This window comes from Sphingomonas sp. Ag1, assembly GCF_000980895.1.
Classification (GTDB): Bacteria; Pseudomonadota; Alphaproteobacteria; order Sphingomonadales; family Sphingomonadaceae; genus Sphingomonas; species Sphingomonas panaciterrae.
Map to the genome: position 1 here is coordinate 14913 of NZ_LAZX01000093.1, position 25012 is coordinate 39924.

A 25012-nucleotide genomic window follows, 5' to 3' on the forward strand; every position below is an offset into this window, starting at 1 on the left:
GTGCATCCGCGTTCAAGGACATCGACGTGACTCGTCCCGGTTTCAGTTTTTCCACCAGCTTCAAGGTCCGCTACGCCGAGATTGACGGCCAGCGGGTCGTCTTCAACTCGCGCTATCTCGAATATGCCGATGTTGCGGTGAGCGAATTCTGGGAATGGACCGGGATCGGCGAGGCGCTGAAGGACGCATGGCTCGACATGGAATTCCATGTGCGCCGCGCGACGGTGGACTATCTGAAGCCGCTGATGCTCGGCGACACCGTGGAAGCATCGGTGCGGATCGAGCGGATCGGCAACTCCAGCCTGACCAAGCGGTTCGAGCTGGCCAATCAGGACGGGGATCTTTGCGCGGTGATCGACATGGTCAGCGTCAACGTTCACCTGCCGACCGGCCGCCCGGTGCCGATCGCCACCGACGTGCGCCAGTTCCTGGAAGCGCTGATGGTGGCGCAGCCGGACCGCGTGGCGTAAGGATTGGCCATGCTGGAGATGCGCCCCGATTGCGAGCGTTGCGGAACCGATCTTCCCGCCGATGAGGGCGGGGCGTTCATCTGCTCGTTCGAATGTACCTTCTGCGCGGATTGCGCCGATGCGATGGACGAGCGCTGCCCCAATTGCGGGGGTGAGTTGCTCGACCGTCCGGCGCGGGTCGGAGACGCGCTGAAGAAGCATCCCGCATCGACCAGGCGGCATTTCGTGCCGTCCGATGCCAAGCGCTGAAGCGCAGTGACGGGCGCAGCGGCGGCTGGGTGGCGATGACCCCGCGTATCCTAATCGTGGCCGGGTCCGATTCGGGCGGCGGCGCGGGCATTCAGGCGGATATCCGCACCGTCACGATGCTGGGCGGCCATCCCATGACCGCGATCACCGCGATCACCGCGCAGAACACGCTGGGCGTGTCGGGTGTCCACCCGATCCCGCCGGAGATGGTCGCGCAGCAGATGCAGGTGTGCATCGACGACATTGGCGTCGATGCGGTGAAGATCGGCATGATCGGCAGCGCTGCGACCGCGCACGCCATCGCCGATGTGATCGAGACGTTGCGCAACGTGCCGATCGTGTTCGATCCGGTGATGATCGCGAGTTCAGGGGCGGTCCTCGCCGACGATGATACGACGGCGGCGTTCGGGCGGCTGATGCGGCTCGCCACGCTGGTCACGCCCAATTGCCCTGAACTGGTGGCGCTGGGCGGCGAGCAGGCGGTGCTGGCGACCGGAGCGACGCTGCTGGCCAAGGGCGGCCATGCGGAGGGCGATATCATCACCGACCGGCTGATCGGCCCCGAGGGCGAGATTGCGCGATGGTCCGGCACACGGATCGAGACGCGGCATACCCATGGCACGGGGTGCACGCTGGCGAGCGCTATCGCGGAAGGTCTGGGTCGCGGGCTGGCGCTACCGCCGGCGGTCGAGCGTGCGCGGCTGTTCGTTCGCGAGGCGTTGACCAAGGCGCCGGGGCTGGGCGCCGGGCACGGGCCGATGGGGCATCATCTGGTGCGCCCCAAGGACTGGCCGGGCGTCTGACGCGGCATACCGGTTGCCGCGACAGGCCTGCCGCGGCGGTCAGTAGGCGTTCAGCGCATCCTGAAGATGGTCGCGGATCGCCAGCAGGGCGCCCATCGGCACGCTCTTGCCGGCTGGTGTCGGGGCCGCCGCCGCCGCAGGCTCGGCGCTGCCGCCGCGCGTTTCGCTGGCGAGCAGTTTCTGCACGCCCTTCACCGTATAGCCCTCCGTACCCAGCAGGCGCTGGATCCGCTGGACGAGTGCAACATCCGCCGGCCGGTAGTAGCGCCGGTTACCGGCACGTGTGACCGGGCGGAGTTGCGGAAAACGGGTTTCCCAATAGCGCAGGACATGCGGCGCGACGCCGGTCGCGCTGGCGACCTCGCCGATCGTGCGGAACGCGCCCTCAGCCTTTTGGGAGTTGCTCACGCCTGGGCAGCGACGATGCGATCGCGCATCATCTGGCTGGCGCGGAAGGTGAGCACACGGCGCGGTGCAATTGGCACTTCGACCCCGGTCTTGGGATTGCGGCCGATCCGCTCGCCCTTGTCGCGCAGGACGAAGGTGCCAAAGCCGGAGATCTTCACATTCTCCCCGCGGGCAAGCGCGCCGCACAGGGATTCCAGGATCTGCTCGACCAGGCGTGCCGAGTCAGCCCGCGACAGACCTACCTGGCGATGCAGCGATTCCGCCAAATCCGCCCTAGTTAACGTCCCCGCATCACTCATTTGCACTACAACTCCCCACTCCGATTGCTGCAGGTTAGCATCCGCGAGGGCGTGGTGAAAGATTGATGTGGCGCCTTGCCGTGTTTCAGTACCGGACGACGGCGGCGCCCCAGGTGAACCCGCCACCCATCGCTTCCAGCACGACAATCTGCCCGCGCTGGATGCGCCCGTCGCGCACCGCGGCATCGAGCGCCAGGGGCACCGATGCGGCGGAGGTGTTGGCATGCTGATCGACGGTCAGCACGACCTTCTCCGCCGGCAGGCCCAGCTTGCGCGCGGTAGCATCGAGAATGCGGGCATTCGCCTGATGCGGCACGACCCAGTCGACCTGGTCGGCGGTGAGGCCGGCGGTTTCCAGCGATTCCTGCATCACGGTGGCGAGGTTGACGACCGCGTGGCGGAACACCTCGCGTCCCTTCATCCGCAGCTTGCCCACCGTGCCGGTGGTCGACGGGCCGCCATCGACATAGAGCAGTTCGTTGTGACGCCCGTCGGCGTGCAGCTTCGACGCGAGGATGCCGCGGCCCTCAGGACCCTCGCTTTCCTGCGCCTCTAGTACGATTGCGCCAGCACCATCGCCGAAAAGAACGCAGGTGGTGCGATCTTCCCAGTCGAGGATTCGGCTGAACGTCTCGGCGCCGATCACCAGCGCGCGGCGGTGGGCGCCGGCGCGGATCATGCTGTCCGCCACCTGCACCGCGTAGAGGAAACCCGAGCAGACGGCGGCGACGTCGAACGCGACGCAATCGTCGATGCCCAGCATCGCCTGCACCTTGGTGGCGCTGGACGGGAAGGTCTGGTCAGGCGTCGCAGTGGCGAGCACGATCAGGTCGATGTCCTGCGCCGACACGTCGGCCGCAGTCAGCGCCGCCTTGGCCGCGTCACGGGCGAGCGTGGCGGTGGTTTCCTCCGGCCCGGCGATGTGGCGGAAGCGGATGCCGGTGCGCTCGACGATCCACTCATCGGTGGTGTCGACCATCTCGGCCAGTTCGGCATTGGACACGCGCCGCGCCGGCAGCGCCGATCCGGTGCCGGTGATAACGCTGCGAATCATGCCGTCTCCCTCTCGAACCGGGTGAGATCATCCGCAATGCGTCGCGCGAGATCCGCCTTCACCATCTTTGCTGCAACGCCAATCGCCGTTGCGACGCCGACCTCGTTGGCGCCGCCGTGGCTCTTCAGCACGAGGCCGTTCAAGCCGAGGAATACGGCGCCATTGTGGTTGTTGGGATCAAGATGGTCGCGCAGCAGCTGCGTCGCCGGACGCGAGATCAGGAAGCCGATTTTCGAGCGGACCGAGCTGGTGAAGGCGCGCTTCAACAGGTCGGCGACGAATCGGGCGGTGCCCTCGGCGGTCTTGAGCGCGATATTGCCGGAGAAGCCGTCGCACACGATCACGTCATGGTCGCCGCGCGAGAGCCGGTCGCCCTCGATGAAGCCGGTGAACTCCATCGGTAGGTGCGGCGCAGCGCGCAGCGCGGCAGCGGCATCGCGGATCTCCTCGGTGCCCTTCTGATCCTCGCTGCCGATGTTGAGCAGCGCGACGCGCGGATTTTCCAGATCCATGGCCACGCGAGCATAAGCCGCGCCCATGACCGCGAACTGAACGAGGTTCTTGGCCTCGACCTCGGTATTGGCGCCGAGATCCAGCACGACGACGTCATTGGTGCCAAGCGTCGGCAGCAGCGCGGCAAGGGCAGGGCGATCGATGCCCGGCATGGTGCGCAGCGCGAGCTTCGCCATCGCCATCAGGGCGCCGGTGTTGCCCGACGAGACGGCGGCGCCGGCACGACCCTGCTTCACGCAATCGATGGCGATACCCATCGACGTCGTCTTGGCACGGCGCAGCGCCTGGCCGGCCTTTTCGTCGCCGGCGATGACGTCGGGCGCATGCACGATCTCGGCATGCTGGCTGAGGTTCGGATGCTTTTTCAGGCCTTCGCGAATCGCCGATTCGTCACCGACGAGAAGGAATTTCATCCCCTCGAAGCGATGACGCGCGCGTGCGACGCCCGCCAGCATGACCGCCAGCCCCTCGTCGCCGCCCATCGCATCGACGGCGATCCAGGAACTGTCGGCCATGATAAGACGGACTCCGTAAACCTAATCTGCAATGCCGAAGCGGCAGCGGCGCGCGTCCGCGCGCCGTGCCGGCAGCTGAATCAGCCTTCGACCGAAAGGACTTCGCGGCCGTTGTAGTGACCGCATGCCGTGCACAGGTTGTGCGGGCGACGCAGTTCGCCGCAGTTCGGGCATTCCTGGAACGCCTCGACCGACAGAGCGTCGTGTGCGCGGCGCATGCCACGGCGGGAGGGGGAAGTCTTTCGCTTGGGGACGGCCATCGCGGCACCTTGATCTTTTATTGTTCGAAATAAATGCGATTAGCCCGACGACGATCGATGCGAACCGGATCACCGGTCGCACCGGGTAGCCGGGCGCATCGCGAAGCCCCGCGCCTATAGCTGATCGGGCGGCCGTTGCAACCCGAATGGCGCGCTGGCAGGCTTCTCCATCAACGAAAAGGGGGAGGAACCATGGTTCTGCCGGTGACAATGACGATTGCTGCGGCCTGTGCGGTGATCAACATCTGGCTCGCGATCCGGCTGGTGCGCGGGCGCGTCAGGGGCAAGGTGATGGTCGGCGACGGGGGCGATCCGGGCATGCTGGCGGGGATGCGCGCGCACGCCAATTTCGGCGAATATGCGCCGATCGTCCTCATCCTGATGGCGCTGATCGAGCTGGCGCGCGGATCCCTGGTGGCGCTGTGGGTGATCGGGGTATTGTTCGTGCTGGCGCGGGTGGCGCATCCGCTGGGCATGACACGGGCGGCGCCCAATCCGCTGCGGGCGGGCGGGGCGGTGGTGACGTGGATCGTCACGCTGATCCTGGCCGGATGGGCGCTGGCAATCGCGGTGGAGCGGACCAGCAGCGGCTCGATGACGATCGTGCCGGTCGAGGGGGCGCCGCGCGCCTGAGCCGATTCGGAGCTACGCGGGGGATCAATCCTCGCGGCGGGTTGCGTCCAGATGTCGTTCCAGCCGGGCAGATTCGGCCTTGATCGCGTCGCGTTCGGCCCGGGTGCGGCCGAACGCCAGCCTGTTGGCGGCCGCCTGTTCGGCGGCGGCGGCCCGCACGCGCGCCTTGCGTGCGCGGTTGAGGTTGATCAGGTCGCCCACGTCAGTGGTCCCGCCTCAGGGGCGAACCTCGCGCGCGATCGCGTCGAGCAGGCCGTTGACGAAGCCCGCCTCGCGCCGTTCGTAAAAGGCGTGGGCGACATCGACATATTCGCTGATCACCGCGCCCTTGGGCACATCGACACGCGACAGCAGTTCGTAGGTGCCGGCGCGCAGGATCGCCTTCATCGGCTTGTCGAGGCGGTCGAGCGTCCAGCCGCTTGCCAGCTTGCTCTCGATCAGGCGATCGATCTCGCCCGCGCGGGCATGCGCGCCAGTGACGATATCGTCGAAGAAGGCGACATCGGCCTCGGCATATTCGGCGCCCTCGATCGTCGCGCCGATACGGTGGGCGTGGAATTCGTGCAGGAGGGCGGACATGGCAATGCCCTCCATCTCATGCTGATAAAGCGCCTGGGTGGCGGCGAGACGCGCGGCAGCGCGCGCCTTGGTACGAGCAGCGGTACGGGACATGGCGGCGCCCCATACGCGCATAGGCCCGGAACGGCCAGCCCCCGCGGCGTGCGGGGGCGGCGCGGTCAGAGCCGGCGGGCGACCGACTGGGCGTGCGCCGGCAGCCCCTCCGCCTCCGCCAGCGCGACGGTGGCCGGGCCGAGCTTTGCCAGCGCAGCGGCGTCGAGCTGAAGGAAGCTGGTGCGCTTCATGAAGTCCGTGACGCCAAGCCCGCTGGCGAAGCGCGCGCGCCGGCCGGTGGGGAGGACGTGGTTCGGACCCGCGACATAATCGCCGATCGCCTCCGGCGTATAGCGCCCGAGGAAGGCCGAGCCTGCGTGGCGCATCAGGTCGAACAGCGGCTGGGGAGCATCGACCGCAATCTCGACATGCTCGGGCGCGAGCGCATCGACCAGCGGCATCGCCTGTTCGAGCGTGTCGACCAGTACGATCGCGCCATTCGCCTCCCAGGCGATCCGCGCGGTGTCGCGCGTCGGCAGCTCGACCAGCTGACGCTCTACGGCCGCGACGACCGAATCGGCGAAGTCGGCCGAATCGGTGAACAGGATCGACTGGGTCGTCACGTCATGTTCGGCCTGGCTGAGCAGGTCGGCGGCGATCCAGTCCGGATCATTGGCCCCATCGGCGACGACGATGATCTCGCTGGGGCCGGCGACCATGTCGATGCCGACCACGCCATAGACCTGCCGCTTGGCCTCCGCGACCCAGGCGTTGCCGGGGCCGGTGACGACATCGACGCGGGCGATCCGGTCGGTGCCCCAGGCGAGCGCGGCGATCGCCTGCGCGCCGCCGATCCGCCACACCTCGTCAGCACCGGCGAGATGCGCCGCGGCGAGGACCAGCGGGTTGATCGCGCCCTTGGGCGTCGGCGTCACGACGACGAGCCGCTCCACGCCCGCAACCTTGGCGGGAATGGCGTTCATCAGCAGCGTCGAGGGGTAAGCTGCGCGCCCGCCGGGGACGTAGATGCCGGCGGCATCGACGGGGCGCCAGCGCGCGCCGAGTCGGACGCCCGCCTCATCGGTGAAGTCGCTGCCGGCCGGGCGCTGTTTCTCGTGATAGGCGCGGATTCGCGTGGCGGCGAGTTCGAGCGCGTCGCGCAGCACCGGATCGAGGACGTCGAACGCGGCGGCGCAATCGGCGAGCGGGATCGACCAGCCGCCGTCATCGAGATCATGGCCGTCGAGCTTCTGCGTAAAGGCACGCAGTGCCGCGTCGCCCTCCTCACGCACGCTGCGCAGGATGTTGGACACGTCGCGCGTGACATCGGCGTCCGATTCGCGCCGGGCATCGACCAGCGCGGCGAAATCGCGCGTGAAGGACGCGTCGCGGGTGGACAGGCGAATCATGCCGCCTTCGCCTCGGCCACGGCGCGGCGGAACGCCTCCACCAGCGGGACGACGCGGCCGGCGCGCATCTTCATCGCCGCCCGGTTGACGATCAGGCGCGAGGATACCTCGACGATCGTTTCCACCTCGACCAGGCCATTTTCCTTCAGCGTGCGGCCCGAGGAGACGAGGTCGACGATGCGCGGCGCGAGGCCGAGCATCGGGGCAAGCTCCATCGCGCCGTTCAGCTTGATGCACTCGGCCTGCACGCCGCGGCGGGCGAAATGCTCCGCCGTCAGGTGCGGATATTTGGTGGCGACGCGCACATGGCTCCAGCCGCGCGGATCATCGTGCGCGGCCAGCTCCGCCGGCTCGGCGACCGAGAGGCGGCAATAGCCGATGCCGAGATCGACCGGGGCATAAAGCTCCGGGTAAGCGAACTCGCCGAGCACGTCCGAGCCGACGATGCCGAGCTGGGCGGCGCCATGTGCCACGAACGTCGCGACGTCGAAGGCGCGCACGCGGATGAGCGCGATTTCCGGATCCTGGGTCGCAAAACGCAGCGCGCGGCTGTCCTCATCGAAGAAGGCGGCCTCCGGCACGACGCCGGCGCTGGCGAGCAGCGGCTGCACCTCGGCGAGAATACGTCCCTTTGGGACGGCAATAACGAGCGGTTCGGCCATGGGCGCGGCTTTACCAGTGCGCCGCGCAGGCGCAACATCGCGGCCACGCGCAATATCCTGTGCAAAGGGGAAATCGGGTGGCTGACGAAGCGACGAACCGCGGCGCATTCCTGATCCAGCACCATTATTGCACCACGATGGATGCGCCGATCACGGCGCGCGTGTGCAGGGCGCTGGCCACCGCCATCACCCGCGACAGCGCCGCCGGGCGCCGCGTGCTGGGCTGGCCGGGCGAGCCGACCGTCGACGCGCTGCCGCTGCGGTTGGTGGGCGGATTGCACGCGCTGCACCGTGCCGGTGCCGATGCGGGGCTGACGCGGGTGTTTCGCGGCGAGGTGGTGGACGAGGGGGAGGTGGCGGCGATCCTCGCGCAGGTGCTGGTGGCGCACGACGCGGCGCTGCTGCCTTGGCTGGACGGGCCGCCCCAGACCAACGAGCCGGGGCGATCGGCGGCGCTGATGATGGGATTGCTTCAGGTCGCGCGGCGGTTCGGCCAGCCGATCGAGCTGCTGGAGATCGGATCGAGCGCCGGGCTGAACCTGCTGATCGATCGCTATCGTTTCGACCTGGGCGGGACGATCGTGGGGCCGGATGCGTCGCCGGTCACGATCCGGCCCGAGTGGCGCGGGGCGGCACCGGCGCCCGAAGCGGTGCGCTTCGCGTCGGTCCGGGGGGTGGATATCAACCCGATCGACGTGCGTGATCCGGCGGCGGCGCAGCGGCTGATCGCCTATAGCTGGGTCGATGTGCCCGAGCGTGCCGCCCGGCTGGAGGCAGCGTTCGCGATGTTCGCCGCCGATCCGCCGCGGCTGGACGCCGGCGACGCTGCGGCCTGGATCGAGGAGCGGCTGGCCGAGCCGCAACCGCGCGGCGTGACCCGCGTGCTGATGCATTCGGTGGTGTGGCAATATCTGGGGCCGGAGCGGCAGGCGCGGATTCGCGCGGCGATGCTGGCCGCAGCGCAGGAAGCGGATGACGAGCGGCCGCTCGCCTGGGTGCGGATGGAGCCCAACAAGCAAAGCGCGGTGCAGGAAGTGTGGGTGCAGGCATGGCCTGGCGCGGCGACGCCGGTGCGAGTCGCGCAGACCCATGCGCATGGTACGTGGGTGGCGCCGACCGACCCCGCCGAAACGCCCTCGGGTGGCGATTTCGTCGAGGGCGGGGAGGGATATTGGGCGAACGAGGCGACGCGCCGCCTGGCCGGGGCATGACCACGCCCCCGGCCGGCGACGTACGCCGTCAGGGATAGCTGACGGTCTTGGGCTGGCCCGGGATCGGGATCCATTCGATCTCGTCGCCAGGCACGACGGGGAATTCGCGCGCCATCCATGCGCGCTTCGCCTCCTGGATGCGTTCGCGCGAGGAGCTGACGAAATTCCACCACACGTGGCGCGGGGTGGCGAAGGCGTCGCCGCCCGCCAGCATCGCGCGCGCGCCGCTGGTGCTGCGCAATGTCGCGGCGATGCCGGGACGCAGGACGTAGAGCCGCTGCGGTTCGAGGGCCACGCCCTCCAGCATGGCTTCCCCCTCGACCAGATAGATGGCGCGTTCGTCGGCAGCGGCGTCGATGGGCACGCTGGCGCCGGGGGCGAGCGCGATGTCGGCGTAGATCGTGCCGGCATAGGTGGTGGTCGGCGCACGCTTGCCCCACAGGTCGCCCATGATGACGCGGGCGGTGACGCCGTCGCCCTCGATCACGGGCAGGTCGGCGGCGGGGACATGCTCAAAGGCCGGATCGATTTCCTCCTGTCCGTCGGGCAGCGCGAGCCAGGTCTGGATGCCCGACAGCGCCGGGCCGTCGCGCCGCGCCTCCTCCGGCGAGCGTTCCGAATGGACGATGCCACGCCCGGCAGTCATCAGGTTGACCGCGCCGGGGCGGATCACCGTCTGCGTGCCGAGTGAATCGCGGTGGCCGATCGCGCCGTCGAACAGATAGGTGACGGTGGCGAGATTGATGTGCGGATGCGGGCGCACGTCCATCCCCTCGCCGGGCGGCAGGTGCGCCGGGCCCATCTGGTCGAAGAACAGGAACGGCCCCACCATCGTCCGCTCGCGATGCGGCAGGGTGCGGTGGACCTTGAACCCGCCGATATCGTGGGTGGCGGGCAGCAGGGTCAGCTCGATCAGGTCATCACGCGTCATCGGTCGCTTCCAGCATAAGGAGAAGGTCGTCGGGGAAGATGGTCTCGGGCCAGCCGGCGATCTCGTCGCGGCGGAACCAGCGCCACTGCGTCATCACGCGGCGTTCGAGATCGGTGTGGCCGGAGGTGTCGACGGCATCGGCATCGACGTTGATGCGGAACCAGCGTTCGTCGGCGGTGACCTCGACCCGTTCGATGGTGAGGAAATCGACCCAGCGTTGCGCCACTTCCGGGCCGGGATCGGCGCGGATGCCGGTTTCCTCGAACAATTCGCGGCGCGCGGCATCGGGGTAGCTTTCGCCCGGATCGCAGGCGCCGCCGGGCGTGCACCAGAAGGGCGCGCGATCATCGGGCGTGAAGCGGAACAGCAGCACGCGCGATTCGCGGTCGACCAGCAGGATGCGCGCGGCGGGGCGAAGCGCGCGGCCGATGCGGGCGGTCGCCGCCTCAGTCACCGTCGAGCTCGGGATAATGGCGGAAGATGCCGGTGGTGTTGAACGGCACGCGACGATCGCTCGCGAGATAGGCGGCGATACCGGGCAGCGCGGCCACCGCATCGCGGATGGCGACGACGCCGGGATAGTCGCGCTCCAGCGCCGCCATGCGCCGCGGGAACATGTAGCGCAGGCCCTCGACCAGCTGGAACAGCGAGGTGTCGGCATAGCTCCAGCGATCGTCGATCAGCCAGACGCCCGGATTGGCCCCAGCCGCCTGTTCGAAATGGTCGAGGAACTTGGGCAGCCGCTCGGTACGGAATTGCTGGGCGGCGCGCGCGGCCTCGGGCTTCTGATCCTCGTAATAGGCGCCGAGCTCCACCGGATGGTGGATGTTGTGCACCTCCGCGACGATGTCGGCGATGGTCAGCTGCAGTTGCAGGATCCAAAGGCGGTCGGTGGGCGCGAGATCGTGCCGATCACCCAGATAGAGGAGGATGTTGGCGACCTGCGCGATGCGGACGCTGTCATGCTCCAGATAGGGCGGGGCGAAGGGCGCGCGATCGCCGGCGGCCATATTTTCCACCAGCGCATCGACCGAACGGGTGCGGGCGCAATCCTCATAGGCGATCCCGGCCGCCTCCAGCGGCAGGCGGACGAATTCGCCGCGGCCCTGCAGGCCGGGCCAGTACCAGAGGCGATAGGTCATCGTGGCTCCCCGGGGGCGACCGTCTTCATCGCCAGTGCGTGGACGTGATCGCGCAGCAGATCGGCCAGCGCCTGGTTCACCAGCCGCTGCCGCGCGACGCGGGTGAGACCGGCGAAAGCGGGGCTTTCCACCACCACGCGGAAGTGCGATTCGCCCGAGCCGTCGTCGCCGGCATGGCCGCGATGCTGCGCGCTTTCGTTGATCACGTCGAGGTGCGTCGGGCTGAGCGCGTCGGTCAGACGAGCGGCGATTGCGTGCTGGATCGGGCCGGTGGCAGGCTGGGTCATGCCGCCTATATAGTCCGTTTTGCTGGGGATGTTCTGATTTTGGCGAAGGATCGGCCGAACGCACGGTTTCATGGAAGGATCGAAGGGGACCGGCCGTGCGAGGCGCCGGGCTGCGATGCGGCCGGGGAATTTCGCGCGCCGCCGCTGGACGGGCCAGCGCGCGATGGCCCGCCGCGGTTCCGCTGGTTCTGCCTCGACCATGTCCGCGCGTTCAATTCGAGCTACAATTATTTCGACGGGATGAGCGCGGAGGAAATCCACCATGCGCAGCGGCCGATGGCGGGGTGGGAACGCGAGACTCGCGCCTTCGCCCGTGCCGGTGGCGGCGACCAGGGGCCGCGCTGGGCCGATTTTTCCGATCCGCTGGACGCGATCGGTGCGCGCTATCGCCGCGAGCAGGCGCCCGAACGGAGCGACGGCAAGCCATTGTCGGGGCAGGACCGCGCGAGCCTGAAGGTGCTGGGGCTGGCCCCCGATGCGGACCGCATGGCGCTGCGCAAGCGCTACAGCGAATTGGTGCGCCGTTATCACCCCGACCGAAACGGCGGTGACCGCAGCCATGAAGCAATGCTACAGAAGGTCATCGCGGCCTATCAGCAGTTGCGGCAGGCACCGGCCTTTGCGTGAGGGGCGGGCGGCGCGGGTGCGGGCATGTTCGGCCCTTGCCCTTGATCCAAGGCTTGCCATATTTCGGCGGAAACAATGACCAGCATCCTGACCATGGCAGAACGTCGAGACAATGACGGCGAAGGCACCGGCGTGGGCGTGGCCACCCGCACGCGCGCCAAGATCAAGGAGCCGACGCCGTATCGCGTGCTGATGCTGAACGACGATTATACCCCGATGGAATTCGTCGTTCTATGCCTGCAGCGGTTCTTCCGCATGAACGCGGAGGAGGCGACCCGCGTCATGCTCCACGTCCACCAGAAGGGCGTCGGCGTGTGCGGTACCTTCAGCTATGAAGTGGCGGAGACGAAGGTCGGGCAGGTGATGGATTTCGCCCGCGCCAACCAGCATCCGCTGCAATGCACGCTGGAAAAGGCCTGAGCCTTTTCCCGACGCCGGCGATCAGCCGGCGACGACCCGCCAGCCCAGAGTTTCGCCGGCATGGAACGGCACAACCGACTCGGTATCGTTGCCGATCTGGTCGGGCACCGTCTGGTCGACACGCTCCAGCGTGATCGTCCCTTCGTTCAGCGGCAGGCCGTAGAAGCGCGCCCCATTTTCGCTGACGAACGCCTCGAACCGGTCGAGCGCGCCTTCCTCGTCGAACACGCGGATGTAGCTTTCCAGCGCATAGGGCGCGTTGAAGATGCCGGCGCAGCCGCAGGAGGTTTCCTTCGCCGCGACGACGTGCGGCGCGCTGTCCGTCCCCAGGAAGAACTTGGCCGAGCCTGACACCGCCGCCTTGCGCACGGCGAGGCGATGCTGCTCGCGCTTTGCCACGGGCAGGCAATAAGCATGCGGGCGGATGCCACCGTCGAAGATCGCGTTGCGGTTGATCAGCAAATGCTGCGGGGTGATCGTCGCGGCGACGGTATCCGGCGCCTCGGCGACATAGTCCGCCGCCTCGCGCGTGGTGATATGTTCCATCACGATCTTGAGCGCGGGAAAATCGTCGACCAGCCGGCGCAGCGTGCGATCGATGAACACCGCCTCACGATCGAAGATGTCGATGTCCTTGTCGGTGACCTCGCCATGGATCAGCAGCGGCATGCCGATCGCCTGCATCCGTTCCAGCACCGGCGCGAGCGCGAAAATGTCGGTCACGCCATGCGCCGAATTGGTCGTCGCATGCGCGGGATAGAGCTTGCACGCGGTGAACACGCCCTCGGCATGCGCGGCGGCGATCGCGTCGGGATCGGCGCCGTCGGTGAGGTAGCAGGTCATCAGCGGCGTGAAATCGGTTCCGGCGGGCAGCGCGGCCATGATCCGTTCGCGATAGGCGCGCGCGGCATCGGCGGTGGTCACCGGCGGGGTCAGATTGGGCATGATGATCGCGCGGGCGAATTGCCGCGCGGTGTAGGGCGCGACCAGCTGAAGCATCGCGCCGTCGCGCAGGTGAACGTGCCAGTCGTCGGGGCGGCGGATGGTGAGGCGGTCGGTCATCGGACAATCCGGGAGCTTGGAATAGGGCCGGAACGCCCTAGCTTGTCGGCATGACCAACGCCACCATGCTCACCGATCGCGCCGTCCTACGCCTCAGCGGGGAGGATGTTCGCGGATTCCTGCAGGGGCTGGTGACCAATGATGTCACGGGGCCGCTGCCGGTGTGGACGGCGCTGCTGACCCCGCAAGGCAAGGCATTGTTCGATTTCCTGGTGTGGGCCGATGGCGAGGACCTGCTGCTCGATTGCGGGGGGGAGCAGGCCGACGCGCTGGCCAAGCGGCTGACGCTGTATCGGCTGCGGCGCAAGATCGCGATCGCGCGGGACGATTCGCTGGCGGTGCATTGGGCCGTGGACGGCAGCGAGGGCGTGCCCGACCCGCGGCTCGCCACGCTGGGGCAGCGGTGGATCGCCGCGCCCGGCGCGGCGGCGGAGGGCTGGCTGGCGCACCGCCTGTCGCTGGGCGTGACCGAGGGGGTGGGGGAACTGGGCAGCGGCGAGACATTGTGGCTGGAATGCAATGCGCGCGAGCTGAACGGCGTCAGTTTCGGCAAGGGATGTTATGTCGGGCAGGAGAATACCGCGCGGATGAATTACCGCTCCAAGGTCAATCGCCGGCTGGTCGTCGCGCCGCTGACCGAAGCGGGGGACCGGACGCGCGCGACCTATCCCGCACTGGGGCTGATGGTGGAGCATCGTCGGGTCGAGTCGCTGGGCGATGCGATCATCCCGCCGTGGCTGGCCGACGCGCTCGCCACCGCACCGGCCGACTGACCGGCAGGTAACGGCTCAGGCGAGGCCGAACGGCACGACGCGGTTGGTCTGGGTATGGCCGACCTCCGCCGGGCCGAGGAACGGCACCCCCATGTCGCGGCACCAGCGGCGGATCATCGTGTCCAGCGTCTCGCCCCAGCGCGGATTATTGTCCTTGATCGCGGTGACGGCGCCGAGGCGCACACCGGCGATGCCACGCAGCTGCGTCGCGTTGGCCATGGTGAACAGCAGCCGGTCGACATTGTAGAGCGGCTCCGCCACTTCCTCGATCAGCAATTCGTGGTCGGTGAGATCGGGCAGCCAGGGCGTGCCGATCAGTGCGCCGAGGATGGCGAGGTTGAAGGCGGCAGCGGGGCGGCGGCCGAGGCCGGGCTCCAGCCCCTGCCGCTCGCCGCGCGCGATCCAGCCGAGCGAGCGGGCGACCGTGGCGTCGCCGCCGCCCGAACTGCGCAGCACGTCGACCGGCATCGGCCCGTGCGCGACCTGGCCGATGCGGCGGGCGTAAAGCGCGGCGAGCATGAAGCCCATGTCCGAATAGCCGACATATTTCTTGCGCCGTGCCGCGTCGTTGAGCTGCGGCATGACGGCGTCGAGGATTCGGTTGGAGCCATAGCCGCCGCGCGCGAACCAGATCGCGGCGAAACCGGGATCATTGGCGAATTCGAGGAAGGCGGCGGCGCGGCGCGCGTCCGGGCCGGCGAAATGACCGTCGCTTTCCCAGCATTGCGGATGGAAGACGAGCTCCACCTCCGGATAGGCGAGCGCGGCATAAGCGGTGAGCGGGGCGACCATGTCGGGGCTGGCGCTGTTCGCGGGCGCGACGATGCCGATCCTCACGCCTGCACCCTTCGTATCGGCCGCAATGTCATGTGCCTCGTCGCCTTCGCCTTGCCCAAGCCCCGCGGCGGCGATAGCCCGCGGCCATGCAGGACGGCAACATCGCAGGAAAACGCTTCTTCTTCGTCGGTGTCGGCGGATCGGGGATGATGCCGCTGGCGATGATCCTCGCCGGGCGCGGCGCGAGCGTTGCGGGATCGGACCGGGGCCTGGACCAGGGGCGGGTGCCGGCCAAGTTCGCCGACCTTGAGGCGAAGGGCGTCGCGCTGTTCCCGCAGGACGGCAGCGGGATTACCTCGACCGAGCAGATCGTCGTCGCCTCCGCCGCGGTCGAGGATACGGTCGCGGACATTGTCGCGGCGACGCGGCTGGGCTGCCCGCGGATGAGCCGTGCCGAGCTCAACGCGGCGCTGTTCAACGCCAGCCGGCTGCCGATCGGGGTGGCGGGGACGAGCGGAAAATCGACGGTTACCGGGATGATCGCGCGGATCCTGCACGATGCGGGGATGGATCCGACGGTGATGAACGGCGCGGTGATGAAGGATTTCGCCGGCGCCGACCGGCCGTTCGCCAGCGCCTTGGTGGGCGAGGGGGCGCCGTACGTCAGCGAGGTGGATGAAAGCGACGGGTCGATCGCGCTGTACACGCCGCGCGTCGCGGTGCTGAACAACGTGAGCCTTGATCACAAGTCACTGGAAGAGCTGAACATCCTGTTCGGTGACTTCATTGCCAAGGCGGGCCACGCGATCGTCAACGCCGACAATCCCGATGCGGCGGCGCTGGCGATGCGGGTGCCGCGCGAGCGGGTGACGACATTCTCGCTGGGCGGCGAGGCGGACCTGGTGGCGCGCGATGTGGTCGAGGAGCCGTTCGCGGTGTCGTTCACGCTGAACGGTGAAAGCGTCCGCCTGGCTGTTCCGGGGCGGCATAATGTCGCCAATGCCCTGGCCGCTATCGGGGCAGCTTTGGCCGCGGGTGTCACGCTGCCGGCCGCTCTCCGGGGAATTTCGGCCTACACCGGTTTGAAGCGCCGGTTCGACGTCATCGGCACTGCCGACGGGGTCACGGTGATCGACGATTTCGGGCACAACCCCGACAAGATCGCCGCGACGCTCGCCACGCTCCATGCCTTTCCCGGCCGGCTGCTCGTCCTGTTCCAGCCGCACGGCTATGGCCCGTTGAAGACGATGCGGCGCGAGCTGGTGCAGACGTTCGTCGACGGGCTCGGCGTCGATGACCTGCTGGTGCTGCCCGACCCGGTCTACCAGGGCGGGACGGTGAGCCGCGAGGTGACCAGCGCCGATATCGCCAACGACATAACGATCAGCGGCGGCAATGCGCGGCATATCGCCGAGCGGGCGGCGGCGGCGGCGCATCTGGTGGCCAATGCCCGGCCGGGCGACCGGATCGTGGTGATGGGCGCGCGCGACGATACGCTGCCGCTGCTGGCCGCGGAGATGCTGACGCAGATCGACAGGCGTGATAAGGTCTCATGATGCGCACGACCAATCCCACCCTGTTCCGCCGCCTGTTCCTGGATCACCCCGAGTCCGTCGGGGAAAGCTATGCCGAGCATTTCGGCGTCGCGACGCGGTTCGGGGTGCGGATGCTGGCGGGCGGCGTGGGCGCAGTGATCCACGGCGTGCTGCCGTTCGCGTTCAAGACCACCGGCAGCCGCACGATCGCCGAGCTGCATGCCGAGATGGTCGCCAAGCGCACCGCGAAGCGCGATGCGGAAACGCAGTTGAAGACGGTCGAATATGTGATCTGATCGCGGCGGCGCGGCGTCGCATCGCGATGCTGTCGCCTTTCGCAATCGGGCGATCGCCCCTACATCGCGCGCGATGACCGAAGCCCAGCGCCCCCGCCTCGCCTATCACCTGACCGAGGGCGACGGCCCGACGATCGTGTTCCTGCCCGGCTATGCCAGCGACATGAGCGGCACCAAGGCGCTGGCGCTGGAGGCCTGGGCGCGCGAGCACGGCCGCGCATTCCTGCGGTTCGACTATGCCGGCTGCGGCGAGAGCGAGGGCAAGTTCGAGGATCAGTCGCTGACCGACTGGCGCGACGATGCGCTGGCGATGATCGACCATGCCGTCGAGGGCCCGGTGGTGCTGGTGGGATCGTCGATGGGCGGGTGGATCATGCTGCTGGCGGCGCTGGCACGGCCCGATCGCGTGGTCGGCATGGTCGGTATCGCCGCCGCGCCCGATTTCACCGACTGGGGATTCAGCCAGCCCGAAAAGCTCTACATCCTGCAATATAACAAGCTGGAGCGGGCCAACCCCTATGGCCCGGCGCCGACCGTCTATACCCGCCGTTTCTGGCAGGCGGGCGAGGCGAGCCGGCTGATGCACGGGCCGATCGCGATCGATTGCCCGGTGCGGCTGATCCATGGCCAGCGTGACCCCGACGTGCCCTGGGCGCAATCGGTGCGGCTGGCCGAGCTGATCCGGTCCGACGACGTGCAGGTGATTTTGGTGAAGGACGGCGATCATCGCCTGTCGCGCGAGGCGGACATTGCGCTGCTGACCCGAACCGTCGGGGACCTGCTGCCATGATCCTGCTTCTTGCCGCGCTTCAGGCCGCGACCCCTTCGGTGGCGCCGCCTCCGGTTGCTGCGCCATCGGTCGCGGCGCCATCCGCGACGAGCTGTGTCGCGCTGGCTGCGGAGGATCCGGTTGCGGCGGAGCGGCGAGCGTCGCTTGATCGCAGCGCGGCCGGGCGCGGCTGCCTGGGCCTGGCGCTCGCCGGGCAGAACCGTTTCCCGGCGGCGGCCGCCGCGTTCGAGGAAGCGGCGCGGGCGGCGGAACTGGCGCAGGACGAGGCGGCGGCGCGTTACTGGGCGCAGGCCGGCAATGCCTGGCTCGCCGGGCAGGATGCGGCGAAGGCGCGATCCGCGCTCGACGCGGCGCTGGCGGCGGGCACGCTGACCGGCATGGAGCGCGGCGAGGCGGCGCTCGACCGCGCCCGCGCCTTGGTGGCGATCGGCGACAGCAAGGCGGCGCGCGCGGACCTCGACATGGCGGTCAAGGATGCGGCGGACGATCCGCTCGCCTGGCTGCTGTCGGCGACGCTGGCGCGGCGCGACGGCGACCTGGGCCGGGCGCGCGCCGATATCGCGCAGGCGCTCCGACGATCGGCCGACGACGCGCAGGTGCAGCTGGAGGCCGGCAATATCGCCGCCGCGGCGGGCGACGAGGCCGGCGCCAAGGCGGCGTGGGGCGAAGCGGTGCGACTGGCGCCCGATCGGCCCGCGGGACAATCGGCGGCGCGCGCGCTGGCGCAGTTCGGCGCTGACGAACAGAAAGGCGGCGAACAGAAATGAGCATGGAGGATTGATGCGCTATCTGCACACCATGATCCGGGTCACCAACCCGGAAGAGACGATCAAATTCTTTGAGGTGCTGGGCCTGAAGGAAGTGCGCCGTACCGAGAGCGAGGCAGGGCGATTCACGCTGATCTTCCTTGCCACGCCGGACGACATGCGCGGGCCGGGCGAGCGCGCCCATGCCGAGGTGGAGCTGACCTATAACTGGCCCCCCGAGGATGGCAGCGCGCCGGAGGAATATACCGGCGGGCGCAATTTCGGGCACCTCGCCTATGATTGCGACGATATCTACGCGACGTGCCAGGCGGTGCTAGACGCCGGCTATACCGTCCACCGCCCCCCGAGGGACGGTTACATGGCGTTCGTGAAGACGCCCGACGGCATCTCGATCGAGCTGCTGCAGCTGAACGGGCCGAAGCCGCCGCAGGAACCCTGGGCGTCGATGCCGAATACCGGGACCTGGTGATGCCCGCGCCCGCGCGACTGATCGTGAACCTCGACGTTCCCGATCTCGCGCGGGCGGAGGCCTTTTACTGCCGCGCGCTCGGCCTGCGGGTCGGGCGGCGGATCGGGGCAGGCGCGGTCGAGCTGCTGGGGCTGGAAGCGCCGCTCTATCTGCTGGAACAGGCGGACGGCAGCGTGGCGAGCGATGCCTCGCCGGCGCGCCGCGATTATCGCCGGCACTGGACGCCGGTGCATTTCGACATTGCGGTGGATGACCTCGACACGGCGCGCGCGGCCGCCATCGCGGCGGGGGCGGTGGACGAGACGGGGGTGCGTGCGGCACCCTATGGCCGGATCGCGGGCTTTGCCGATCCGTTCGGCCACGGTTTCTGCCTGATCGAATTCAATGAAAGGGGCTATGATGCCATTGTCACAGGAGAGGGTGCCGGCTGAAGCAGCGACGGGGGCGCTGGAAATCGTGCGCGTGCCGGTGCTGAGCGACAATTACAGCTGGCTGGTCCACGACCCCGCATCGGGCGCGACGATGGTGATCGATCCGGGCGAGGCGCAGCCGGTGCTGGATGCGGCGGCGGCGCGCGGGTGGACGATCACCGACATCTGGAACACGCACTGGCACCCCGATCATGTCGGCGGCAATGGTGCGATCGTCGCGGCGACCGGTGCGCGGATCACCGGGCCGGAGGCGGAGCGCGAGAAGATCGGGCAGATCGACCATGGCGTGGGCGAAGGCGATGTGGTGACGCTGGGCGCGCATCGCGCGGCGGTGATGCGGGTGCCCGGGCATACGCAGGGACATGTCGCCTTCTACTTTGCCGATGACGCTGCGATCTTCACTGGCGACACATTGTTCGCGATGGGCTGCGGCCGGTTGTTCGAGGGCACCCCGGACGACATGTTCGGCAACATGCAGCGCTACGCCACGCTGCCGCCGGCAACGCGCGTCTATTGCGGGCATGAATATACCCAGTCGAACGGCCGCTATGCGCTGGTCGCCGAGCCCGACAATGAGGCGATCCGGCACCGGATGGGCCGCGTGGATGCGGCGCGTGCCGCGGGCGAGGCGACGATCCCGACCACCATCGGCGAGGAGCTGGCGACCAATCCCTTCCTGCGCGCCGACAGCGCCGCCCGACTGGGTGAACTACGAGCGGCGAAGGATAGTTTTCGCGGGTAGAAACGTTGGTGGCGCGACAGGACAAACCTGCGCGCGAGCATGGAGGGATGATGATGGCCAGGGTGCTGACAACCTTTGCGCTTGCCGCGATGGCCGGGGCCGCCGCCGTTTCCGCCACTGGCTGTGCGACCGGGGCCGCCGCCGACCGCCCCGGCCCGCAGGAGCGCGATCGTGCGCAATTGGAACGCGACCTCGCGCGGCTGACCCCGCAGCCGCAGGTGGATTGCATCGATACGCGGTTCCGCACCATCTCGCTGCGCGCGATCGGCGACAAGCTGGTCTATCGCGAAGGGCGCAACCGCATCTATGTCAGCGATACCAACGGCGGGTGCGAGGGCGTGGCGCGCGGCGACATGCTGGTCACGCGCCAGTTCGGCCCCCGGCTGTGCCGCGGTGATATTGCGGAAACGGTCGATCGCTCGGCGCGTTTCCCCACCGGCAGCTGCGTCATCGGCGCCTTCACCCCTTATGTCGCCAAATGATGGCGGGGCGAGGCCACTGGCCGTAAGACTGCCGGCAAGGTGGCGATCAACCTGCCACCGACCGGAGTTACTGAATGACCAAGGAAACCGAAGCCGACCTGACCGGCGTCGCCCCGCGCGTCTCACCCAAGGCGGCGGTCGAGGAGATCGGCGGGCGCAAGCTGAAGCCGGCGACGCTGATGATGGGCCACGGCTATGATCCGGCGCTGTCCGAAGGCGCGCTGAAGCCGCCGATCTTCCTCACCTCCACCTTCGTCTTCCCCAATGCCGCCGCCGGCAAGCGCCATTTCGAGGGCGTGACCGGCAAGCGCCCGGGCGGGGCCGAGGGCCTTGTCTATTCGCGCTTCAACGGGCCGAACCAGGAGATCCTGGAAGACCGGCTGAGCGTGTGGGAAGATGCCGAGGATGCGCTGACCTTTTCCAGCGGCATGTCGGCCATCGCCACGCTGTTCCTGTCGATGACCAAGCCGGGCGACACGATCGTCCATTCCGGCCCGCTTTATGCGGCGACCGAGACGCTGATCGCGCGAATCCTGGGCAAGTTCGGCGTGAAGTGGCTCGACTTCCCGGCCGGTGCGACGCGCGAGGAGATCGACGCGGTGCTGACCGAGGCTGCGACCGGCAATGTCGCGCTGATCTATCTCGAAAGCCCGGCCAACCCGACCAATGCGCTGGTCGACGTGGAAGCGGTCGCGGCGAGCCGTGACGCGATCTTCACCGGCGAGAACAAGCCGCCGATCGCGATCGACAACACGTTCCTGGGGCCGCTGTGGGCCAAGCCGCTGCAGCAGGGCGCGGACATCGTCGTCTATTCGCTGACCAAATATGCCGGCGGCCATTCGGACCTGGTGGCGGGCGGCGTGCTGGGATCGAAGGAGCACATCAACACCATCCGGCTGATGCGCAACACGATCGGCACGATCTGCGACCCGAATACGGCGTGGATGCTGCTGCGCAGCCTCGAGACGCTGGAACTGCGCATGAGCCGGGCGGGCGAGAATGCCGCCAAGGTGTGCGAATTCCTGGCCGCGCATCCCAAGGTGGAGAAAGTCGGCTACCTCGGCTTCCTGGAGCGGGGCGAGGACAAAAGGCAGGCCGACATCTATCGCCGCCATTGCAGCGGCGCGGGTTCGACCTTCTCGCTGTACCTGAAGGGCGGCGAGCCGGAGGCGTTCGCGTTCCTCGACGCGCTGAAGATCGCCAAGCTGGCGGTGAGCCTCGGCGGCACCGAGACGCTGGCGAGCCACCCGGCGGGGATGACTCACCTGTCGGTCGCCGATGATCGCAAGGCGGCGCTGGGCATTACCGACAATCTGGTGCGCATCTCGATCGGCGTCGAGGATGCCGATGACCTGATCGCCGATTTCGACCAGGCACTGGCCGCGATCAAGGCGTAAGCCAGAAGGAGGTCGCCCCGGCCGCGTGCCGGGGCGGCGCCCGAATGGTTTCAGGCGGCGACGATTGCCGGGCGCAGCGTCATCAGATCGCGCTGATAGCCCATCAGCTTTTCCTCGATCGCGGCGCTATATTCGGGCGTCGCCGCGCCGCGCAGCACCAGCGCATAGCCGTAGCTGACATGCGCCTCGATCTCCTGCACGTCGATCGCGCCGAGCACCCAGGCGAGCATCGCGGCGACATAGACGCCGTCGAGCGCGTGGAGCAGCGGATCAAGCTCCAGCCCCGGCAGCAGCGCGCCTTCGTTGCGCGCCTCCCCCAGGAGCGAGAACCAGAAGCCGTAGCGCTGCGGCGACTGAAGCTCACCGCGCAATTCCTTGCTGTCGAAGCGCAGCGCCTCGGTCCACAGGGTGCGGTAGAAATCGGGGTCGTCGGCGAGATAGGCGATGGTGATCGACACTGCCTGGAAGATGCGGTCGACCGGGCCGACGCTGCGCAATTGCGAGAAGCGTTCGTGGAATTCGCGCACGTCCTCCAGCAAGGCGATGACGATCGCGCGTTTCGAGCCGAACAGATTGTAGGGCGTGGTGAGCGACACGCCGGCGCGCGCGGCGATGGCGCGCATCGACAGCCCGGTGTCGCCGGTTTCCTTGATCAGATCGCGGGCGGCCGCGATGATGCGGTGGCGACGCTCAGCCTTCGCCTCCTCGCGGCGGCTCATCCGTAATTCCTCTGCATGGCATGGACCCTAGGCACCCCGTCCCTTAGCCGCAACGCCGCGCCGGGGCAAATTATCATAACATGTTGCAGAATCCATATGGCCTCCGCCGGTGGTGCGGCGTAGCATCGCCGCCAAACAGGGCAGGAGGAGAGAAGAGATGGCGGGAGAGAGGATTCGCTTCGGGGCGTTCATTGCGCCCTTCCACCCGTTGAACGAGAACCCGACGCTGGCGCTGGAGCGCGACCTGGATCTCGTCGTCCACATGGACAAACTGGGTTATGATGAGGCGTGGCTGGGCGAGCATCATTCGGCCGGCTACGAACTGATCGCCAGCCCCGAATTGTTCATCGCCACCGTGGCGGAGCGGACGCGGCACATCCGACTGGGGACCGGCGTGTCGTCGCTGCCGTACCACCACCCGTTGATGCTGGCGGACCGGATCAACCAGCTGGACCATATCACCCGCGGGCGCGTGATGTTCGGCGTCGGGCCGGGCGCGCTGCCGTCGGACGCGTTCATGATGGGCATTCCCGTCGCCAAGCAGCGCGACCGGATGGACGAGGCGATCGACGTGCTCGTCCCGCTGCTGCGCGGTGAGCAGGTGACGAAGAAGACCGACTGGTTCGAGCTGAACGAGGCGCGGTTGCAGATGCTGCCGTACAGCCGCCCCTCGGTGGAGATCAGCGTGGCGAGCCAGGTGTCGCCATCGGGCGCGACGGCGGCGGGGCGGCACGGCCTGGGGCTGCTGTCGATCGGCGCCACGCAAAGCGGCGGGTTCAATGCGCTGGCGTCCAACTGGGCGATCGCCGAGCAGCAGGCGGCCGATAGCGGCACGCGCGTCGACCGTAGTCAGTGGCGGCTGGTCGGGCCGATGCATGTCGCCGCGACGCGCGAGGAGGCGCGTGCGCAGGTGCGCTTCGGCCTCGACAAATGGCTGTACTATTTCCGTGAGGTGGCGGCGCTGCCGCTCGCCCCGGCGGATGGCAGCGACCCGGTCGACGCCTTGGTCAATTCTGGCATGGCGGTGATCGGCACGCCCGAGGATGCGATGAAGCAGATCGAGCGGCTGCGCGAGCAATCGGGCGGGTTCGGCGCGTTCCTGATGATGGACCACAATTGGGCCGAATGGGACAATAAGAAGAAATCCTATGAGCTGATCGCGCGCTACGTCATGCCGGCGGTGAACGGGGTGAATGCCAATCGCGAGGCGTCGATCGAATGGGCGGCGGCGAACCGCCCCCGCTTCATCGGCGAGGCGCAGGCGGCGGTCGGCGCGCGGCTGGCGGACCATATCCAGAAGAAGGGGACGGAGAATATCCGCCCCGAAATCCTGGCCGCGATGGGCCTCGACAAGAAATCGGAGGCGGCGGAATGAGCGGCGCGAGCGAGGGCGCGCGCGCCAATGGGCGCAAGGCGATCTTCATCACCGGGGCGGCATCGGGCATGGGGCTGGAGACCGCCCGGCTGTTCGCCCGCGAAGGCTGGTTCGTCGGCGGGGTGGACGTCAACGAGGCGGGGCTGGCGCGGCTGAAGGAAGAGCTGGGCGCGGACAATTGCCTCGTCCAGCGGCTCGATGTCACTGATCGCGCGGCGTATCGCGCGGCGCTCGACGCCTTTGCCGCGTGCACCGACGGCAAGCTCGACCTGCTCTACAACAATGCCGGGATCGGGCGGGGCGGGCCGTTCGCCGACCAGCCGTGGGATGATGTGCTGGCGGTGGTACAGGTCAATTTCATTGGCGTGCTGACCGGCATCCATCTGGCGATTCCGCTGCTGAAGGCGACGCCGGGGTCGCTGTGCTTCACCACATCCTCCTCGTCGGCGACCTATGGCATGCCGATGATCGCGGTCTATTCGGCGACGAAGCATGCGGTGAAGGGGCTGACCGAGGCGCTGGCGATCGAGCTGAAGCCCTATGGCGTGCGCGTCGCCGACGTGTTGCCGGCGCTGATCGATACGCCGATCCTGCCGGAAGGCGCGGCGGCGAGCGCGCCCAAGGCCGGCGTGTTCCGCGCCATTCCGCCACGGGAAGTCGCCGAGACGGTGTGGGAGGCGTATCACAGCGACACATTGCACTGGTACGTGCCGCGCGAGCTGGTGCGGCTGGACCATATGGCGGCGCTGGAGCCGGAGCGGACGCGCGACGAGATGGCGGCGGGCAAATTGTTTGCGACGATCGACGCCGAGGTTGCTGCCGCGACGCCGATCCCGATCGGCGCCACCGCCGGATGAGGCGTGGGGCGCGCGGGCACGCGGCGCGCCCGTGC

The 25012-nt window shown here is 68.3% G+C and carries 35 protein-coding genes; 19 read left to right on the forward strand and 16 right to left on the reverse strand.

Annotation, left to right across the window (positions count from 1 at the left end; genetic code table 11):
- Positions 1–26: 26 nt before the first annotated feature.
- Genes XM50_RS11805 through thiD form a run of 3 tightly spaced genes read left to right on the forward strand, consistent with a single transcriptional unit; the run spans position 27 to position 1522 of the window.
- A complete protein-coding gene (locus XM50_RS11805; protein WP_046409703.1) occupies positions 27–470 on the forward strand; it encodes an acyl-CoA thioesterase in 444 nt (147 codons plus the stop codon).
- A 9-nt stretch (positions 471–479) separates the two neighbouring features.
- Complete coding sequence (locus tag XM50_RS11810; RefSeq protein ID WP_046409705.1) at positions 480–719, forward strand: DUF1272 domain-containing protein; 240 nt, start codon at positions 480–482, stop codon at positions 717–719.
- A gap of 35 nt (positions 720–754) precedes the next feature.
- Positions 755–1522, forward strand: a complete 768-nt coding sequence (gene thiD, locus XM50_RS11815) for a bifunctional hydroxymethylpyrimidine kinase/phosphomethylpyrimidine kinase (RefSeq protein ID WP_046409706.1) — start codon at positions 755–757, stop codon at positions 1520–1522.
- A 39-nt stretch (positions 1523–1561) separates the two neighbouring features.
- Here the strand turns inward: thiD and XM50_RS11820 are convergent, their stop codons facing one another.
- The 5 genes from XM50_RS11820 to rpmF all read right to left on the reverse strand — a co-directional run bounded on the left by XM50_RS11820 (position 1562) and on the right by rpmF (position 4571).
- On the reverse strand, positions 1562–1930 hold the full coding sequence (locus XM50_RS11820; RefSeq protein ID WP_046409708.1) for a MerR family transcriptional regulator: 369 nt from the start codon (positions 1928–1930) through the stop codon (positions 1562–1564).
- The gene (locus XM50_RS11825; protein ID WP_046409710.1) at positions 1927–2229 is read right to left on the reverse strand and encodes an integration host factor subunit alpha; all 303 of its coding nucleotides are present in this window, start codon (positions 2227–2229) and stop codon (positions 1927–1929) included. Before XM50_RS11825 ends, XM50_RS11820 begins: the two co-directional genes overlap by 4 nt.
- A gap of 85 nt (positions 2230–2314) precedes the next feature.
- Positions 2315–3283 carry a beta-ketoacyl-ACP synthase III gene (locus XM50_RS11830; RefSeq protein WP_046409712.1) on the reverse strand — a complete coding sequence of 323 codons (969 nt, stop codon included), beginning with the start codon at positions 3281–3283 and terminating at the stop codon, positions 2315–2317.
- The gene (gene plsX, locus XM50_RS11835; RefSeq protein WP_046409714.1) at positions 3280–4311 is read right to left on the reverse strand and encodes a phosphate acyltransferase PlsX; all 1032 of its coding nucleotides are present in this window, start codon (positions 4309–4311) and stop codon (positions 3280–3282) included. The genes XM50_RS11830 and plsX overlap by 4 nt, the downstream gene beginning before the upstream one ends.
- A gap of 80 nt (positions 4312–4391) precedes the next feature.
- Positions 4392–4571: a 50S ribosomal protein L32 gene (gene rpmF, locus XM50_RS11840; protein ID WP_046409716.1), complete on the reverse strand. Its 180-nt coding sequence runs from the start codon at positions 4569–4571 to the stop codon at positions 4392–4394.
- A 192-nt stretch (positions 4572–4763) separates the two neighbouring features.
- Here rpmF and XM50_RS11845 point away from each other — a divergent pair, with 192 nt between their 5' ends.
- The gene (locus tag XM50_RS11845; protein WP_046409718.1) at positions 4764–5204 is read left to right on the forward strand and encodes an MAPEG family protein; all 441 of its coding nucleotides are present in this window, start codon (positions 4764–4766) and stop codon (positions 5202–5204) included.
- 24 nt (positions 5205–5228) lie between these two features.
- Here the strand turns inward: XM50_RS11845 and XM50_RS19730 are convergent, their stop codons facing one another.
- From XM50_RS19730 to hisG, 4 genes are all read right to left on the reverse strand, one after another.
- Complete coding sequence (locus tag XM50_RS19730) at positions 5229–5405, reverse strand: DUF4169 family protein (RefSeq protein WP_082103026.1); 177 nt, start codon at positions 5403–5405, stop codon at positions 5229–5231.
- A 15-nt stretch (positions 5406–5420) separates the two neighbouring features.
- A complete protein-coding gene (gene nusB, locus XM50_RS11850; protein ID WP_046409984.1) occupies positions 5421–5876 on the reverse strand; it encodes a transcription antitermination factor NusB in 456 nt (151 codons plus the stop codon).
- Between the two features lie 65 nt (positions 5877–5941).
- Positions 5942–7225: a histidinol dehydrogenase gene (hisD, locus tag XM50_RS11855; RefSeq protein WP_046409720.1), complete on the reverse strand. Its 1284-nt coding sequence runs from the start codon at positions 7223–7225 to the stop codon at positions 5942–5944.
- Positions 7222–7887: an ATP phosphoribosyltransferase gene (hisG, locus tag XM50_RS11860; protein ID WP_046409722.1), complete on the reverse strand. Its 666-nt coding sequence runs from the start codon at positions 7885–7887 to the stop codon at positions 7222–7224. The genes hisD and hisG overlap by 4 nt, the downstream gene beginning before the upstream one ends.
- Before the next feature lie 77 nt (positions 7888–7964).
- On the opposite strand from hisG, the gene XM50_RS11865 reads away from it, so the two are divergent.
- Positions 7965–9098: a DUF2332 domain-containing protein gene (locus tag XM50_RS11865; RefSeq protein ID WP_046409723.1), complete on the forward strand. Its 1134-nt coding sequence runs from the start codon at positions 7965–7967 to the stop codon at positions 9096–9098.
- Between the two features lie 28 nt (positions 9099–9126).
- On the opposite strand, the gene XM50_RS11870 is transcribed toward XM50_RS11865, so the two are convergent.
- The 4 genes from XM50_RS11870 to XM50_RS11885 are packed head-to-tail and all read right to left on the reverse strand — an operon-like array spanning position 9127 to position 11458.
- Complete coding sequence (locus tag XM50_RS11870; RefSeq protein WP_046409725.1) at positions 9127–10029, reverse strand: pirin family protein; 903 nt, start codon at positions 10027–10029, stop codon at positions 9127–9129.
- The gene (locus tag XM50_RS11875; RefSeq protein WP_231621956.1) at positions 10019–10483 is read right to left on the reverse strand and encodes an NUDIX hydrolase; all 465 of its coding nucleotides are present in this window, start codon (positions 10481–10483) and stop codon (positions 10019–10021) included. Before XM50_RS11875 ends, XM50_RS11870 begins: the two co-directional genes overlap by 11 nt.
- Positions 10476–11171: a glutathione S-transferase gene (locus tag XM50_RS11880; protein WP_046409727.1), complete on the reverse strand. Its 696-nt coding sequence runs from the start codon at positions 11169–11171 to the stop codon at positions 10476–10478. Before XM50_RS11880 ends, XM50_RS11875 begins: the two co-directional genes overlap by 8 nt.
- On the reverse strand, positions 11168–11458 hold the full coding sequence (locus XM50_RS11885; protein WP_046409729.1) for a BolA family protein: 291 nt from the start codon (positions 11456–11458) through the stop codon (positions 11168–11170). Before XM50_RS11885 ends, XM50_RS11880 begins: the two co-directional genes overlap by 4 nt.
- Before the next feature lie 39 nt (positions 11459–11497).
- On the opposite strand from XM50_RS11885, the gene XM50_RS11890 reads away from it, so the two are divergent.
- Both XM50_RS11890 and clpS read left to right on the forward strand, forming a co-directional pair.
- On the forward strand, positions 11498–12085 hold the full coding sequence (locus tag XM50_RS11890) for a DnaJ domain-containing protein (protein WP_443024661.1): 588 nt from the start codon (positions 11498–11500) through the stop codon (positions 12083–12085).
- Between the two features lie 93 nt (positions 12086–12178).
- On the forward strand, positions 12179–12505 hold the full coding sequence (clpS, locus tag XM50_RS11895) for an ATP-dependent Clp protease adapter ClpS (protein WP_046409990.1): 327 nt from the start codon (positions 12179–12181) through the stop codon (positions 12503–12505).
- Between the two features lie 21 nt (positions 12506–12526).
- On the opposite strand, the gene pyrC is transcribed toward clpS, so the two are convergent.
- On the reverse strand, positions 12527–13567 hold the full coding sequence (gene pyrC / locus XM50_RS11900; protein WP_046409732.1) for a dihydroorotase: 1041 nt from the start codon (positions 13565–13567) through the stop codon (positions 12527–12529).
- 50 nt (positions 13568–13617) lie between these two features.
- Between pyrC and ygfZ the strand changes: the two genes are divergently transcribed.
- Entirely contained in the window at positions 13618–14340 is a 723-nt protein-coding gene (ygfZ, locus tag XM50_RS11905; RefSeq protein ID WP_046409734.1) for a CAF17-like 4Fe-4S cluster assembly/insertion protein YgfZ, read from the forward strand.
- Between the two features lie 15 nt (positions 14341–14355).
- Here ygfZ and XM50_RS11910 read toward each other — a convergent pair whose 3' ends face one another.
- Positions 14356–15177 carry an LD-carboxypeptidase gene (locus tag XM50_RS11910; protein WP_046409735.1) on the reverse strand — a complete coding sequence of 274 codons (822 nt, stop codon included), beginning with the start codon at positions 15175–15177 and terminating at the stop codon, positions 14356–14358.
- Positions 15178–15263: 86 nt separating this feature from the next.
- Here XM50_RS11910 and XM50_RS11915 point away from each other — a divergent pair, with 86 nt between their 5' ends.
- From XM50_RS11915 to XM50_RS11955, 9 genes are all read left to right on the forward strand, one after another.
- Positions 15264–16673, forward strand: coding sequence for a glutamate ligase domain-containing protein (locus tag XM50_RS11915; RefSeq protein WP_046409737.1), 1410 nt, complete (start codon positions 15264–15266; stop codon positions 16671–16673).
- The gene (locus XM50_RS11920) at positions 16670–16948 is read left to right on the forward strand and encodes a DUF6356 family protein (protein ID WP_231621957.1); all 279 of its coding nucleotides are present in this window, start codon (positions 16670–16672) and stop codon (positions 16946–16948) included. Before XM50_RS11915 ends, XM50_RS11920 begins: the two co-directional genes overlap by 4 nt.
- Positions 16949–17021: 73 nt before the next feature.
- Positions 17022–17738 (forward strand): alpha/beta fold hydrolase, encoded by a 717-nt coding sequence (locus XM50_RS11925; RefSeq protein ID WP_046409739.1) that lies wholly within the window; start codon positions 17022–17024, stop codon positions 17736–17738.
- On the forward strand, positions 17735–18505 hold the full coding sequence (locus XM50_RS11930) for a hypothetical protein (RefSeq protein ID WP_046409741.1): 771 nt from the start codon (positions 17735–17737) through the stop codon (positions 18503–18505). Before XM50_RS11925 ends, XM50_RS11930 begins: the two co-directional genes overlap by 4 nt.
- A gap of 10 nt (positions 18506–18515) precedes the next feature.
- Positions 18516–18974 carry a VOC family protein gene (locus tag XM50_RS11935; RefSeq protein WP_046409743.1) on the forward strand — a complete coding sequence of 153 codons (459 nt, stop codon included), beginning with the start codon at positions 18516–18518 and terminating at the stop codon, positions 18972–18974.
- Complete coding sequence (locus XM50_RS11940) at positions 18974–19405, forward strand: VOC family protein (protein ID WP_046409745.1); 432 nt, start codon at positions 18974–18976, stop codon at positions 19403–19405. Before XM50_RS11935 ends, XM50_RS11940 begins: the two co-directional genes overlap by 1 nt.
- Positions 19395–20147, forward strand: coding sequence for a hydroxyacylglutathione hydrolase (gene gloB / locus XM50_RS11945; protein ID WP_231621958.1), 753 nt, complete (start codon positions 19395–19397; stop codon positions 20145–20147). The genes XM50_RS11940 and gloB overlap by 11 nt, the downstream gene beginning before the upstream one ends.
- 62 nt (positions 20148–20209) lie before the next feature.
- Positions 20210–20629 carry a hypothetical protein gene (locus tag XM50_RS11950; RefSeq protein ID WP_231621959.1) on the forward strand — a complete coding sequence of 140 codons (420 nt, stop codon included), beginning with the start codon at positions 20210–20212 and terminating at the stop codon, positions 20627–20629.
- 74 nt (positions 20630–20703) lie between these two features.
- Complete coding sequence (locus XM50_RS11955) at positions 20704–22026, forward strand: cystathionine gamma-synthase family protein (RefSeq protein ID WP_046409749.1); 1323 nt, start codon at positions 20704–20706, stop codon at positions 22024–22026.
- Between the two features lie 50 nt (positions 22027–22076).
- Here XM50_RS11955 and XM50_RS11960 read toward each other — a convergent pair whose 3' ends face one another.
- A complete protein-coding gene (locus tag XM50_RS11960; protein WP_046409750.1) occupies positions 22077–22745 on the reverse strand; it encodes a TetR/AcrR family transcriptional regulator in 669 nt (222 codons plus the stop codon).
- Between the two features lie 157 nt (positions 22746–22902).
- Between XM50_RS11960 and XM50_RS11965 the strand changes: the two genes are divergently transcribed.
- On the forward strand, positions 22903–24120 hold the full coding sequence (locus tag XM50_RS11965; protein WP_046409752.1) for an LLM class flavin-dependent oxidoreductase: 1218 nt from the start codon (positions 22903–22905) through the stop codon (positions 24118–24120).
- Positions 24117–24977 carry an SDR family oxidoreductase gene (locus XM50_RS11970; RefSeq protein ID WP_046409754.1) on the forward strand — a complete coding sequence of 287 codons (861 nt, stop codon included), beginning with the start codon at positions 24117–24119 and terminating at the stop codon, positions 24975–24977. The genes XM50_RS11965 and XM50_RS11970 overlap by 4 nt, the downstream gene beginning before the upstream one ends.
- Positions 24978–25012: the final 35 nt, after the last annotated feature.

Bases quoted from the DNA above. Each gene is read 5' to 3' on its own strand.
- XM50_RS11940 (WP_046409745.1), top strand. From the start codon at position 18,974: ATGCCCGCGCCCGCGCGACTGATCGTGAACCTCGACGTTCCCGATCTC.
- hisG (WP_046409722.1), bottom strand. From the start codon at position 7,887: ATGGCCGAACCGCTCGTTATTGCCGTCCCAAAGGGACGTATTCTCGCC.
- XM50_RS11885 (WP_046409729.1), bottom strand. From the start codon at position 11,458: ATGACCCAGCCTGCCACCGGCCCGATCCAGCACGCAATCGCCGCTCGT.
- pyrC (WP_046409732.1), bottom strand. From the start codon at position 13,567: ATGACCGACCGCCTCACCATCCGCCGCCCCGACGACTGGCACGTTCAC.
- clpS (WP_046409990.1), top strand. From the start codon at position 12,179: ATGGCAGAACGTCGAGACAATGACGGCGAAGGCACCGGCGTGGGCGTG.
- XM50_RS11810 (WP_046409705.1), top strand. From the start codon at position 480: ATGCTGGAGATGCGCCCCGATTGCGAGCGTTGCGGAACCGATCTTCCC.
- XM50_RS11965 (WP_046409752.1), top strand. From the start codon at position 22,903: ATGGCGGGAGAGAGGATTCGCTTCGGGGCGTTCATTGCGCCCTTCCAC.
- plsX (WP_046409714.1), bottom strand. From the start codon at position 4,311: ATGGCCGACAGTTCCTGGATCGCCGTCGATGCGATGGGCGGCGACGAG.
- XM50_RS11830 (WP_046409712.1), bottom strand. From the start codon at position 3,283: ATGATTCGCAGCGTTATCACCGGCACCGGATCGGCGCTGCCGGCGCGG.
- XM50_RS11825 (WP_046409710.1), bottom strand. From the start codon at position 2,229: ATGAGTGATGCGGGGACGTTAACTAGGGCGGATTTGGCGGAATCGCTG.
- XM50_RS11930 (WP_046409741.1), top strand. From the start codon at position 17,735: ATGATCCTGCTTCTTGCCGCGCTTCAGGCCGCGACCCCTTCGGTGGCG.
- XM50_RS11955 (WP_046409749.1), top strand. From the start codon at position 20,704: ATGACCAAGGAAACCGAAGCCGACCTGACCGGCGTCGCCCCGCGCGTC.
- XM50_RS11880 (WP_046409727.1), bottom strand. From the start codon at position 11,171: ATGACCTATCGCCTCTGGTACTGGCCCGGCCTGCAGGGCCGCGGCGAA.
- XM50_RS11915 (WP_046409737.1), top strand. From the start codon at position 15,264: ATGCAGGACGGCAACATCGCAGGAAAACGCTTCTTCTTCGTCGGTGTC.
- rpmF (WP_046409716.1), bottom strand. From the start codon at position 4,571: ATGGCCGTCCCCAAGCGAAAGACTTCCCCCTCCCGCCGTGGCATGCGC.
- XM50_RS11960 (WP_046409750.1), bottom strand. From the start codon at position 22,745: ATGAGCCGCCGCGAGGAGGCGAAGGCTGAGCGTCGCCACCGCATCATC.
- XM50_RS11970 (WP_046409754.1), top strand. From the start codon at position 24,117: ATGAGCGGCGCGAGCGAGGGCGCGCGCGCCAATGGGCGCAAGGCGATC.
- XM50_RS11845 (WP_046409718.1), top strand. From the start codon at position 4,764: ATGGTTCTGCCGGTGACAATGACGATTGCTGCGGCCTGTGCGGTGATC.
- hisD (WP_046409720.1), bottom strand. From the start codon at position 7,225: ATGATTCGCCTGTCCACCCGCGACGCGTCCTTCACGCGCGATTTCGCC.
- XM50_RS11920 (WP_231621957.1), top strand. From the start codon at position 16,670: ATGATGCGCACGACCAATCCCACCCTGTTCCGCCGCCTGTTCCTGGAT.
- thiD (WP_046409706.1), top strand. From the start codon at position 755: ATGACCCCGCGTATCCTAATCGTGGCCGGGTCCGATTCGGGCGGCGGC.
- nusB (WP_046409984.1), bottom strand. From the start codon at position 5,876: ATGTCCCGTACCGCTGCTCGTACCAAGGCGCGCGCTGCCGCGCGTCTC.
- XM50_RS11925 (WP_046409739.1), top strand. From the start codon at position 17,022: ATGACCGAAGCCCAGCGCCCCCGCCTCGCCTATCACCTGACCGAGGGC.
- ygfZ (WP_046409734.1), top strand. From the start codon at position 13,618: ATGACCAACGCCACCATGCTCACCGATCGCGCCGTCCTACGCCTCAGC.
- XM50_RS11870 (WP_046409725.1), bottom strand. From the start codon at position 10,029: ATGACGCGTGATGACCTGATCGAGCTGACCCTGCTGCCCGCCACCCAC.